This window comes from Mesorhizobium sp. M5C.F.Ca.IN.020.29.1.1 (assembly GCF_003997375.1).
In the GTDB taxonomy this organism is placed as follows: domain Bacteria; phylum Pseudomonadota; class Alphaproteobacteria; order Rhizobiales; family Rhizobiaceae; genus Mesorhizobium; species Mesorhizobium wenxiniae.
Genome location: NZ_RZSW01000162.1, coordinates 1 through 11,384 on the forward strand (window position 1 = coordinate 1; position 11,384 = coordinate 11,384).

Annotated in this window: 10 protein-coding genes; 5 read left to right on the top strand and 5 right to left on the bottom strand. The window is 66.2% G+C overall.

The window, feature by feature from the left end; genetic code table 11:
- A partial coding sequence (locus EOA85_RS15060) for a DUF1059 domain-containing protein (protein WP_127210016.1) occupies positions 1 to 99 on the top strand: 99 nt, incomplete at its 5' end.
- A 152-nt stretch (positions 100 to 251) separates the two neighbouring features.
- Here EOA85_RS15060 and EOA85_RS15070 read toward each other — a convergent pair.
- Genes EOA85_RS15070 through EOA85_RS15080 form a run of 3 tightly spaced genes read right to left on the bottom strand, consistent with a single transcriptional unit; the run spans position 252 to position 2,809 of the window.
- The gene (locus EOA85_RS15070) at positions 252 to 1,508 is read right to left on the bottom strand and encodes a CCA tRNA nucleotidyltransferase (RefSeq protein WP_127210020.1); all 1,257 of its coding nucleotides are present in this window, start codon (positions 1,506 to 1,508) and stop codon (positions 252 to 254) included.
- 8 nt (positions 1,509 to 1,516) lie between these two features.
- The gene (locus EOA85_RS15075; RefSeq protein WP_127210022.1) at positions 1,517 to 2,149 is read right to left on the bottom strand and encodes a CoA pyrophosphatase; all 633 of its coding nucleotides are present in this window, start codon (positions 2,147 to 2,149) and stop codon (positions 1,517 to 1,519) included.
- A gap of 30 nt (positions 2,150 to 2,179) precedes the next feature.
- The gene (locus EOA85_RS15080) at positions 2,180 to 2,809 is read right to left on the bottom strand and encodes a DUF1285 domain-containing protein (protein ID WP_127210032.1); all 630 of its coding nucleotides are present in this window, start codon (positions 2,807 to 2,809) and stop codon (positions 2,180 to 2,182) included.
- A gap of 146 nt (positions 2,810 to 2,955) precedes the next feature.
- Here EOA85_RS15080 and EOA85_RS15085 point away from each other — a divergent pair, with 146 nt between their 5' ends.
- Genes EOA85_RS15085 through EOA85_RS15100 form a run of 4 tightly spaced genes read left to right on the top strand, consistent with a single transcriptional unit; the run spans position 2,956 to position 9,787 of the window.
- Complete coding sequence (locus EOA85_RS15085; RefSeq protein WP_127210024.1) at positions 2,956 to 3,960, top strand: MoxR family ATPase; 1,005 nt, start codon at positions 2,956 to 2,958, stop codon at positions 3,958 to 3,960.
- Positions 3,960 to 4,874, top strand: a complete 915-nt coding sequence (locus EOA85_RS15090) for a DUF58 domain-containing protein (RefSeq protein ID WP_095519212.1) — start codon at positions 3,960 to 3,962, stop codon at positions 4,872 to 4,874. The genes EOA85_RS15085 and EOA85_RS15090 overlap by 1 nt, the downstream gene beginning before the upstream one ends.
- Complete coding sequence (locus EOA85_RS15095; RefSeq protein ID WP_127210026.1) at positions 4,871 to 7,696, top strand: DUF4159 domain-containing protein; 2,826 nt, start codon at positions 4,871 to 4,873, stop codon at positions 7,694 to 7,696. Before EOA85_RS15090 ends, EOA85_RS15095 begins: the two co-directional genes overlap by 4 nt.
- A gap of 3 nt (positions 7,697 to 7,699) precedes the next feature.
- Positions 7,700 to 9,787, top strand: a complete 2,088-nt coding sequence (locus EOA85_RS15100) for a hypothetical protein (protein WP_127210028.1) — start codon at positions 7,700 to 7,702, stop codon at positions 9,785 to 9,787.
- Between the two features lie 168 nt (positions 9,788 to 9,955).
- Here the strand turns inward: EOA85_RS15100 and clpS are convergent, their stop codons facing one another.
- The gene (gene clpS, locus EOA85_RS15105; protein ID WP_095519215.1) at positions 9,956 to 10,261 is read right to left on the bottom strand and encodes an ATP-dependent Clp protease adapter ClpS; all 306 of its coding nucleotides are present in this window, start codon (positions 10,259 to 10,261) and stop codon (positions 9,956 to 9,958) included.
- A gap of 164 nt (positions 10,262 to 10,425) precedes the next feature.
- Positions 10,426 to 11,384 (bottom strand): ATP-binding cassette domain-containing protein (locus EOA85_RS15110; RefSeq protein WP_127210030.1); only part of this gene is annotated, 959 nt, incomplete at its 5' end.

An 11,384-nucleotide genomic window follows, 5' to 3' on the forward strand; every position in this document is an offset into this window, starting at 1 on the left:
GTCGAGCACATGCGTGAGACGCATGGCGAGACGATCATCCGCGAGACGATGATCGAAGCCATCCGTTCGCGCATCGAAAAGCCCCGCGACGCGGCCTGACTATGCCTAAGAGACTGTTTCGAAATTCGCTCTGGCGAGTCATATGGTGGTGGTTTCGAGAACCGGAGCGCAGCGGACATTTGGGCCCGTGAGCACCGGAAGCGCAGAAAACGCCATCAGATGGCCGCCAGAGTAGAGTTTCCAAACGTTCTCTAACTTTCGAGTGCTTCTGCGGCGCGCTCGAGAAGTGCGCTGCGATCCAGCGCAAAGCCGGACTCGACCCACTCGTTTTCGAGGTTCTTCAAGGTTGCGCCGAGTTTCGGTCCGGGCGACGCGCCAAGCGTCGTCAGATCGGTGCCCTTGAGCGGAAAGTCAGGCTTTTTCCATTTTCCGGCGAAGGCGAGCAGGCGCGAGAAGCCGCCGGCTTCGAGCAGCGCGTCATTGTCCTCGACGGCGCGGCCTCGAGCGGAAGCGAGCGACAGCCGCAAGCGATCGACAAGGCCCTGATGATCGCCACGATAGAGCCGTTTTGCGAGTTCCGCTTCGGTCGTCTTCGGCTCGACAGGCGCTGTCAGCGCCCACTGCCTGAGACGGCCGGCATCGCTGACGGAGAATCTCAGCCGCTCGGCGAGCGTCTTCAGCCGCGCGGCGTCCGGCGGCATGATCGCTTCCAGCCTGAGCAGCGGGTCCGGCGTCCAGCCTAGATCCTTCTCGGCCCTGGTCAGCACATGGATCGCATCGATGCCCCATTTCTCGGTCTCCGGCAGAACGCTGGTGAGCACGCTGGCCTGGCGCATCCACAGCAAGGCGCGCGATGGATCGGGGGCCGACAGCAGCTTCTTCAGCTCGGACCAGACGCGCTCGACCGAGAGTTGGCCAAGCCCCTCCTTGAGCCGGGCGCAGGCCTTCAGCCCTTCGGCATCCGGCCGGCCGTCGCCATACCAGGCGAAGAAGCGGAAAAAGCGCAGGATGCGTAGATAATCCTCGCGGATGCGAGCCTCCGGATCGCCGATGAAACGCAGCCGGCGCGCCTCGATGTCGGCGACGCCGCCGACCAGGTCAACGATCGTCCCGTCGGCCTCGGCATAGAGCGCGTTGATGGTGAAATCGCGCCGTTCCGCGTCGGCCTTCCAGTCGCGTCCGAACGACACCTTGGCCCTCCGTCCGTCGGTCTCGATGTCGGCGCGCAGCGTAGTCACCTCGAACGGCTTCCCGCCGGCGACAATCGTGATGGTGCCGTGCTCGATGCCGGTCGGCACGGCCTTGAAGCCCGCCGCCTCGGCGCGGCGGATGGTTTCATCAGGCACGGTCGTGGTGGCAATATCGACGTCGGCGACCGGCTGGCCGATGAGCGCATTGCGCACCGCGCCGCCGGCGACACGCGCCTCCTCGCCGCCATCCGCCAGCGCCGCCAGCAGGCGCTGCAGGTGCTTTTCGCCGAGCCAGTCGGCTTTGCCCGCGAGCGACATCCGGCCGCTCACGTATAGAGCCTTTCATAGAGCGTGCGGATGATGCCGGCGGTAACGCCCCAGATGCGTTGTCCGTCATAGGGCATCTCGTAAAAGACCCATTCGAGGTCATTCCACATGCGGCTTTCGCGGCCGTGGTTCGCCGGGTCCATGAGGAAGCGCAGCGGCACTTCGAAGGCGGCGTCGACCTCCTCGGAATTCAGCGTCAGTGAAAAATCCGGCCGCACTATTCCCAGCACCGGGGCGATGCGGTAGCCGCTGCCGGAGACGTAATCAGGCATGCGGCCGATGATCTCGACCCGGTCCTGGCCGAGCCCGATCTCCTCGAATGTCTCGCGCAATGCCGCCGCCTCCGGGCTCGGATCGGTTGGATCGATCGTGCCGCCCGGAAAGGCCACCTGCCCCGAATGGTTTCGCAGCTTTTCCGCCCGTTTGGTCAGCAGAACCGTGGCATCGCGACCGTGATCGACCACCGGGATCAGCACGGCGGCATCGCGCAGCGCCTTTGCGAGCTTCAAACGCGGATGGCCGGGGTTGAAGCGATGGTCGCCATAATCGTCGGCGGCATGCGCCAGCGGCTGCGCCGCGACGCGGGCGCGAAAATCCTCGGCCGAAAACGGCCCCCGCGTCACTTGGTCCATAGCGTCACCTGGTCCACCATACGCTGCCGATCACGCACTCAGCCGCTGAAGTTTATCCGCGGGCATTATCGGATAGACCGCGCCCTTCGAGCGGACGACAAACATCCTTCTGCCGCCGACATCGATCTCTTCGCCATGCTCGACCAGTTCGTACATGACCGGCCGCGCCACCAGCGCTTCCAGCCGTCCGCGCACCAGCACATAGGGTTTCAGGCCACCGGTCGCGTCTTCATCGACGAAGCTTAGCGGATGGTCCGGTCCGGCCTCGACCACGTCGCCGACATTGGTGCGGAAAGTGATGACTTGGCTATCGCCGCTGCCGGAAACGTCCATCTCGACGGCGATGAAGGGCGCGTCGACGACGCGGATGCCGACCCTTTCCGCCGGTGTTACAAGATAGGTCTTGCCGTCTTCGTCCTTGCGCAGCACGGAGGAAAACAGCTGCACCAACGGCATACGGCCGATCGGCGTGCCCTGGTAGAACCAGGTGCCGTCCTCTCTGATCTCCATGTCGAGATCGCCGCAAAAGGCCGGATTCCAGCGCTCAACCGGCGCCGGCCCCTTGCCCGCGCGGGCGGCACGCGAGATCAGTGCCTCCAGTCCGCACGCCTCGGTGGCGGCCGTCAGGCTCTCTTCACGATCGTCGGCGCGTTCTGTCATGGTCACGAAATAGTCACTGTTGTTCCGCTTGTCAGCCTAAGCCAGTGATTTAAGTTCAAAGACAGGCGCCATGCGAGGCCGAATCGCGGCACTCTGCAGCGTCGAAGGTGCAAGCCGGTATCTCCAACGAGAAGGATCGATGCTGCATGAGCGTGATGATCAAGGAAAGCCCGATCAGCGAAAAGGACATGATCGCCCAGGCCGAGACGGCGCTGGCCGACATTTCCAGGGTTCGCGATGGCGTCGGCCGCGTCATCTTCGGCCAGGAAAGCGTCGTCGAACGCACGCTTGTGGCGCTGCTCGCCGGCGGCCATGCGTTGCTGGTCGGGGTGCCCGGCCTCGCCAAGACCAAGCTAGTTGAGACGCTGGGCATCGTGCTCGGCCTCGATTCCCGCCGCATCCAGTTCACGCCTGACCTGATGCCGTCCGACATTCTCGGCTCCGAGGTGATGGAGCAGGACGAATTCGGCAAGCGTTCCTTCCGCTTCATCTCCGGGCCGATCTTCGCGCAGCTGCTGATGGCCGACGAGATCAACCGCGCCTCACCCCGCACCCAGTCGGCGCTGCTGCAGTCGATGCAGGAATACCACGTCACCATTGCCGGTGTCCGCCACGACCTGCCGGCGCCCTTCCACGTGCTGGCGACGCAGAACCCGTTGGAGCAGGAAGGCACGTATCCGCTGCCCGAGGCACAGCTTGACCGCTTCCTCATGCAGGTCGACATCCTCTATCCGGAAATCGAGGCGGAGCGCCGCATTCTTCTGGAAACCACAGGCATCGAGGACGCCAAGGCGCAGAACGTACTGCAGCCGGCGCGGCTGAAAGAGATCCAGACCCTCATTCGCCGCATGCCGGTGCCGGAAAGCGTCGTCGAGGCGATCCTCCAACTGGTGCGCTCGGCGCGCCCCGGCCAGGGCAATGCCGAGACCGACAAGCACGTCGCCTGGGGGCCAGGCCCGCGCGCCAGTCAGGCGTTGACACTGTGCGCCCGCGCCCGCGCCCTCTATGACGGACGGCTGGCGCCGTCGATCGACGATATCAGAGCGCTGGCCGAGCCTGTGCTGCAGCACCGCATGGCGCTGACCTTTGCCGCCCGTGCCGAGGGCACGACCGTGCGCGACCTGGTGGCGAAACTGGCAAAAGGCATCTGATGGCGCGTATAGGCGAGGCCCAGGCACCGGCGGCGACGCGTGACGCGCTCGCCCGCGGTCGGTTGCGGGCGTCGCTGGTGCCGGACCTGCTGGTCGAAGCACGCCGCATCGTCAACACCGTGATCGCCGGCTGGCACGGCCGCCGCAAGCGGGGCATCGGCGAGAATTTCTGGCAGTTCCGGCCCTATGTAGAAGGCGATTCTTCGCGCGTCGACTGGCGCCGCTCGGCCCGCGACGACCACGTCTATGTGCGCGACCGCGAATGGGAGGCCGCCCATACGGTGTGGCTGTGGGCAGACCCCTCGCCTTCCATGCTCTACAAATCGACCGGCGCCACCGTCTCGAAGGAATCCCGCGCGCTGGTGCTGGCGCTGGCCATGGCAGAGCTTCTGTCGCGCAGCGGCGAACGCATCGCCTGGCCCGGACTGACCGATCCGTTCACCGCCCGCAACGGCGCCGAGCGCATCGCAGCACAACTCACCCATGCCGGCGAATTGCCGGCAAAGCCCGACCTGTCCGCCATCCGCCGCTTCTGCGACATCGTCATCGTTAGCGACTTCCTCGATCCGGTCGAGGACACCATCGCCTGGCTCGACGTGCTCGCCCGCCACGGCGTGCGTGCCCATCTGATCGAGGTCGCCGACCCCGCCGAGGAGAGATTCCCCTATGCCGGCCGCACCGAGTTCACCGATCCGGAAACCGGCGACAAGCTGACCGCCGGCCGCGCCGAAACGCTGGGTGATGATTACCGACTGCTTTACATCGCCCGCCGCCAGGAGCTGACCGACTGGTGCAAGCGGCTCGGCTGGAGCTTCACCGTCAACCACACCGACCGTCTCGCCTCCGATGCGCTGGTGCGTGTCCACATGGCGATGACCGTCGATGGCAGCTCAGCCGGGAGGATCCGCGCATGAGTTGGTTGCCGCTCTCCTTCGGGGCGCCGATGGTGCTGTGGGGCCTTCTGGCACTGCCGGTGATCTGGTGGCTTTTGCGGTTCACCCCGCCCAAACCGCAGACCGAGGTCTTCCCGCCGCTGAAGATCCTGGCCCGGGTGCTGAAGCGCGAGGAGACGCCGCAACAGAGCCCGTGGTGGCTGACGCTGCTCAGGCTGCTGATGGCGGCTCTTATCGTTACGGCGCTGGCCGAACCCGTCTTCAACCCGCGTGAAAGACTGCCGGCCGAGGGTGCCGCTCTTGCGCTGGTCATCGACAATGACTGGGCAAGTGCCGCCGACTGGGGCCAGCGCGTCGCCACTGCCGAACGGCTGATCACCGATGCCAGCTCCAACGACGTGCCCGTTATCATCGCCTTCACCGCCGAGAAGCCGAACGCCGAGATCGGTCCCTTTGACGCCGCCACCGCGCTCGACCGGCTGCGCGCGGCAAAGCCGCGGCCGATCCCGACCGACCGCCCTGCTGTCTACGCCCGCGTCGCGGCAACCCTGGAGACCTTGCCGGGCGCCAGTGTCGCGGTGCTCGCCGACGGTCTGGCGGCGGAAGGCGACGAGGCCGCCTTCAACACGCTTTTGTCGAAGAACGCCGCCCGTGTCGTCTGGGCCGCCTCCGACCGGCCTAGCTTGATCGGCCTGACCGGCGCCGACAACCAGGTGGACGGCTTCGAGCTGACCGCCATCCGCGCGCCGGGCGATCCGACCCCGGCTCAGGTGACCGCCGGCGCCTTCGACGACAAGGGCCGCCGCATCGCCGACGCCACGCTGACCTTCTCGCCGGGCGAAGCCACCGCCACCGGCACGATGGCGGTGCCGTTCGAACTGCGCAACGACTTCGCCTCGATTGCGCTCGACGGCCAGCGGCAGGCCGGCGCCGTCCGCGTGCTCGATGAGAATTCCAAGCGCCGTCGCGTCGGACTGCTGTCGCAGGCCGAAGCCGACCAGGCGCAGCCGCTTTTGTCGCCGCTGTACTACATCCGCCGCGCGCTGCAGCCCTTCGCCGATCTGACTGAGCCGTCGAGCGCCGACCTTGCCGACGCCATCCCGCAGCTCCTCGACCAGAAGCCGGCGATGATTGTCATGGCCGATGTCGGTACCATTCCGGAGCAGGTGCGGCAGAGGCTGGTCGACTGGGTCGACAATGGCGGCACGCTCGTGCGGTTCGCCGGCTCGCGGCTGGTGGCCGCCGGCAATGACGACGACCTGCTGCCGGTCAGGCTGCGTACCGGCGAGCGTTCGCTCGGCGGCGCGCTGTCATGGACGACGCCGCAGCCGGTCACCGACTTCCCGAAGACCGGTCCCTTCTCCGACCTCGCTCCGCCCGCCGAAGTCACCGTCACTAGGCAGGTGCTGGCCGAGCCGACGCCCGACATCGTCGAGCGCACCTGGGCCACGCTTGCCGACGGCACACCGCTGGTGACCGGGATGAAGAAGGGCAAGGGCACGCTCGTCCTGTTCCATGTCACGCCGGAGGCGACCTGGTCTAACCTGCCGATCTCCGGCAGCTTCGTCGAGATGCTGCGCCGCATCGTGCAACTGTCACGCAATCAGGGTGCAGCGGTCGCCAATGCCGAAGCCGCCGCCACCTCGCTGGCGCCATACCGCATGATATCAGCCGACGGCACGCTGGTGCCGCCGACGCCGGATGCACGGCCGCTGGTGCCGGGCGCCGGCCCGCTGCCGGTGACGTTCGAGAACCCGCCTGGTCTCTACGGCTCCGAAACTGGCGTCCTCGCCCACAATCTGCTCAATGCTGAAAGCAGATTTGCACCGCTGGTCCGTCCTCAGATCACCGTGCCGGTCACCACCATCCAGTACGCCTTCGACGAATCGCACAATTTGAAGGGCCCGCTGGTGGCGACAGCCCTTTTGTTGATGGTGCTCGACACGCTGGCCGTGTTCTGGATGGGCGGCTTGTTCTCGCGCCGGCCGCGCCGCGCCGGCACGGCTGCTGCAACCACAGCCGCTCTGCTGATTGCGCTCGGCGCGCTGGTCGGCCACACCGACATCGTCCGCGCCGACGATTCCAAACCCGGCGACGAGCGGGCGATCGAGGACATTTCGAAGACCCGGATCGCCTATGTGCAGACCGGCGAACGGAGCGTCGATTCGATCAGCCAAGCCGGGCTGGAGGGCCTGACCCGCTTCCTGATCGAGAAGACCGCGCTCGAGCCGGGGGCGCCGGCGAGCGTCGATATCTCGAAGGACCAGCTGTCCTTCTATCCCCTGATTTACTGGCCGATCGACCCTGCCGCACCGATGCCGAGCCAGGCCGCGATCGGCCGCGTCGACGCCTATATGCAGCAGGGCGGCACGGTGCTGTTCGACACGCGCGACCAGTTCGCCACCGGCATCGGCGCGGACTCGGCTAGTCCGGCGACCGAGCGGCTGCGCGATATCCTCGGCAATCTCAACGTGCCGCCGCTGGAACCGGTGCCGTCGGATCATGTACTGACGAAATCCTTCTATATCCTGCCTGAGTTTCCCGGACGTTTCGCCGGCGGCCCGCTCTGGGTCGCGGCGTCGCTCGAAGCCACCAACACCGAGAACCGCCCGGTGCGCACGGGCGACGGCGTCTCGCCGATCATGATCACCGCCAATGATTTCGCCGGCGCCTGGGCGGTCGACGAGAATGGCGACCCGCTTTTGCCGACCGTGCCGTCAGACCCGATGCAGCGCATTTATGCGCTACGCGCCGGCGTCAACATCATGATGTACATGCTGACCGGCAACTATAAATCCGATCAGGTGCACGTGCCGGTGCTGCTCGAACGGCTGGGGCAGTAAGCCATGAACTGGTCGCTCGCCTTCGAACCGCTCATCTCCTGGCCGCTGCTTGGCTTGGTGCTGGCGCCGCTGTTGCTGCTGGCATTGGTCGGCCTGTGGTTTCGCCAGCGCGGCGCGGTCTTCCGTCTCGCCGGCCTGCTCGCGCTGGGTGCGGCCCTGCTCAACCCGGTGTTCCTCGACGAAGAGCGCGAGGCGCTGAAAAGCGTCGTGGCCGTCGTTGTCGACCGCAGCCAGAGCCAGGACATTGGCGAGCGCACCAAGCAGACCGACGAGGCGCTGGCCGGGCTTCAGCAGCGCCTTGGCCGCTTCAAGCAGTTCGACGTCCGCGTCGTCGAGGCCGGCAAGTCGGAAGCCGCCGAGGAGCGCACCGAAACGCGGCTTTTCGGCGCGCTTGAAGGCGCTTTCCGCGACGTGCCGCCTTCGCGCATCGGCGGCGCCATCATGATCACCGATGGCGAGGTGCATGACGCCCCCGCCGGCACACCCAACTTCAACGCCCCGCTGCACGCGCTGATCACCGGCAACGACCAGGAAAAGGATCGCCGCATCCGCTTCGAGAATGCGCCGCGCTTCGGTCTGGTCGGCAAGCCGCTCGAAATGACCTATCGCGTCATCGGCACCAACAATGAGGCCGGCTCGGTCGACGTGCGCGTGTCGGTCAATGGCGAGCAGGTTTCGGTCGAGCGCGCCACCATCGGCCAGGCCATGCCGCTGCAGGTGACCATTCCCGGCGCCGGCCGCAACATCGTCGAACTCGCTATCGATCCCGAGCCCGACGAACTCACCGACACCAACAACCGCGCTATCGCGCTGATCGACGGCATCCGCGAGAATTTGCGCGTGCTGCTGGTCTCCGGCGAACCGCATGCCGGTGAGCGCACCTGGCGCAACCTTCTGAAATCCGACGCCTCGGTCGATCTGGTCCACTTCACCATTCTGCGGCCGCCGGAAAAGCAGGACGGCACGCCGATCAACGAATTGTCGCTGATCGCCTTCCCGACGCGCGAGCTGTTCGTCGAGAAGATCAAGGATTTCGACCTGATCATCTTCGACCGCTATCAGCACCGCGACGTGCTGCCGATCCTCTATTACGACTATATCGCGGAATATGTCGAAAAGGGCGGCGCCCTGCTGATCGCGGCAGGGCCCGAATATGCCGGCGAAAGTTCCATCGCCCGCACGCCTTTGATGTCGGCGCTGCCGGCGATGCCGACCGGAGAAGTCGTCGACAAGGCCTTCTATCCGCGCCTCACCGAGCTCGGCCAGCGCCATCCGGTGACGCGCGGGCTCGACGGTTCCGCCACCGAGCCGCCGCACTGGAGCCGCTGGTTCCGCACCATCGGCGTCGAGAACCCCGAGGGCGAGGCGGTGATGAAGGGGGCCGACAACCGTCCGCTTCTCCTGCTCGACCGCAAGGGCGAAGGCCGCGTCGGCATGTTTCTGTCCGACCAGGGCTGGTTATGGGCGCGTGGCTTCGAGGGCGGCGGCCCGCATGTCCAGCTCTATCGCCGCATCGCCCACTGGCTGATGAAGGAGCCTGAACTCGAGGAGGAGCGGCTGACCGCCGACGGCCGCGGCATGATGCTGGAAATCCGCCGCCAGGCGATGAGCGACGATCCCGGCCCGGCGCAGATCATCACCCCGTCCGGCAAGGCGATGACCGTCAAGCTAGAGAGAGCCGAACCCGGCGTCTTCCTGGGCAGCATCGAAACCAGCGAGATCGGCCTCTACCAGGTCGGCAATGGCGACCTGAAGGCGCTTGCCCATGTCGGCCCGGTCAACGCACCGGAATTCACCGACGTCGTCTCCACCGAGAACCGGCTGAAAGCGCCGGCCGAGGCCACCGGCGGCAGTGTGCGCCGGCTGGCGCAATCGTCGGCCCTTGGCAACCTCACCGGCGGCGTGACGCTGCCGTCGGTCGTCCCGGTCCGCTCCACGGGCGCGGCCGCCGGCAACGACTGGATCGGCCTGCGCACCACCGACGACAGCGTGCTGAAGGCCGTCTCGCGCGTGCCGCTGTTCGGCGGGTTCCTCGGCCTCGGCCTGCTGCTTCTGGCATTGGGCTCGATGTGGTACCGCGAGGGGCGGTAGCGCAGCGGTTTATCCTTCTCCTCTTGTGGGAGAATGTGGATTGGCGCAGCGCCAAGACGGTTGAGGGGTGCTGGACGGGATGCCGTCGACGCCAAGCTGGAACACCCCTCATCCGACCGAGCTGCGCTCGGCCACCCGCTCCCACAGGGGGAGAAGGAGAAAACGGCACTACTCCTCCGGTTCCGTCGTGAACATCAGCGGGTAGCCCTTGGCCTTACCGGCATCGGTCGCCCGCATCGCCTTGGTCTCGGCGACGTCCCTGGTGAAGACGGCGACGACGCAGACGCCGCGCTGGTGCGCGGTGATCATCACCCGCCGCGCCTGGTCTTCGCTCAGCTTGAATTCGCCCTTGAGCACCGTCACCACGAACTCGCGCGGCGTGAAATCGTCATTGAGAAGGATGACCTTGTAGAGCTTCGGCCGTTCGATTTGCGGCTTCGTTTTGGTGCGGGGTTTGGTGACGATCTCAGGCATCGGAATCGGCAACTGCGCGCAAGAAACTTCGCGTTTATTCTGGCATAGGCAAAAGCGGGCGTCCATTTGAGCCGCGCACAAACCGCCTTTCCGGCGGGCGCGCCGTTCACAAGTCTGAGATTGCCGCTGGCGGCTTAGGGTCGACCTCCCTCCGATGAGAAAGCTTACCTTCTCAACACCGCCGACAGCACGTCCCTGATGCCGATGGCGCCGACGAAGCGCGACTGGTCGTCGAACAGCGCCACGGGTGCGGTCTGCGAGCGGTGCATGGCCAGCATCACGGTCTTCAGCGAGGTGCCCGGATTGGCCCAGAACACCTGCGCCGTCTCCTCCGGCTGGGCCTCGACATCGGCGCAGGACACCCAGAACGCCGGCTTGCCGTCGCGCTCGGCCGCCGCCACCAGCCCGTGCTCGTCGATCTTGAAACGCGTCGTCTTGCGGCGGTCGAGCCACACCCAGCCGTCCTCGCCGTGCTCGAGGTCGCGGCGGTCGCGCATCACGTTCCAGGCGGTCAGCACCGAGAGCGGATTCACATTGGCGATGAAGTCGCGGACATAGTCGTTGGCGGGGCGCAGCACGATGTCTTCCGGCGCGCCGGTCTGCACGATGCGCCCGCCTTCCATGATGGTGATGTGGCTGCCGATCTTCAGCGCCTCCTCGAGGTCGTGGCTGACGAAGATGATGGTCTTTTTCAGCTCTGCCTGAAGCTGCAGCAACTCGTCCTGCAGCTTGGTCCGGATCAGCGGGTCGAGCGCCGAGAACGGCTCGTCCATCAGCAGGATCGGCGCTTCGGTGGCAAACGCACGCGCCAGCCCGACGCGCTGCTGCATGCCGCCGGAAAGTTCGTGGGCGTATTTCGACGCCCACTGGTCGAGGCCGACGAGCTTCAACTGGCGCTCGACGCGCGCCTTGCGCTCGGCGTCGGGCACGCCGGACAGCTCGAGGCCGAAGCCGACATTTTCAGCGACGGTGCGCCAGGGCAGAAGGCCGAACTGCTGGAACACCATGGCGACCCGCGTCTGTCGGATGTGGCGCAGCGTGGCGGCGTCGCAGGCCGCGACATCGACCATGCGGTCGCCGTCCTTGACCATGACATTGCCGCGCGCCGGCACGTTGAGCAAGT

Coding starts and splice junctions, on each gene's coding strand:
- EOA85_RS15070 (WP_127210020.1), bottom strand. CDS start 1,508: ATGTCGCTCGCGGGCAAAGCCGACTGGCTCGGCGAAAAGCACCTGCAG.
- EOA85_RS15075 (WP_127210022.1), bottom strand. CDS start 2,149: ATGGACCAAGTGACGCGGGGGCCGTTTTCGGCCGAGGATTTTCGCGCC.
- EOA85_RS15080 (WP_127210032.1), bottom strand. CDS start 2,809: ATGACAGAACGCGCCGACGATCGTGAAGAGAGCCTGACGGCCGCCACC.
- EOA85_RS15085 (WP_127210024.1), top strand. CDS start 2,956: ATGAGCGTGATGATCAAGGAAAGCCCGATCAGCGAAAAGGACATGATC.
- EOA85_RS15090 (WP_095519212.1), top strand. CDS start 3,960: ATGGCGCGTATAGGCGAGGCCCAGGCACCGGCGGCGACGCGTGACGCG.
- EOA85_RS15095 (WP_127210026.1), top strand. CDS start 4,871: ATGAGTTGGTTGCCGCTCTCCTTCGGGGCGCCGATGGTGCTGTGGGGC.
- EOA85_RS15100 (WP_127210028.1), top strand. CDS start 7,700: ATGAACTGGTCGCTCGCCTTCGAACCGCTCATCTCCTGGCCGCTGCTT.
- clpS (WP_095519215.1), bottom strand. CDS start 10,261: ATGCCTGAGATCGTCACCAAACCCCGCACCAAAACGAAGCCGCAAATC.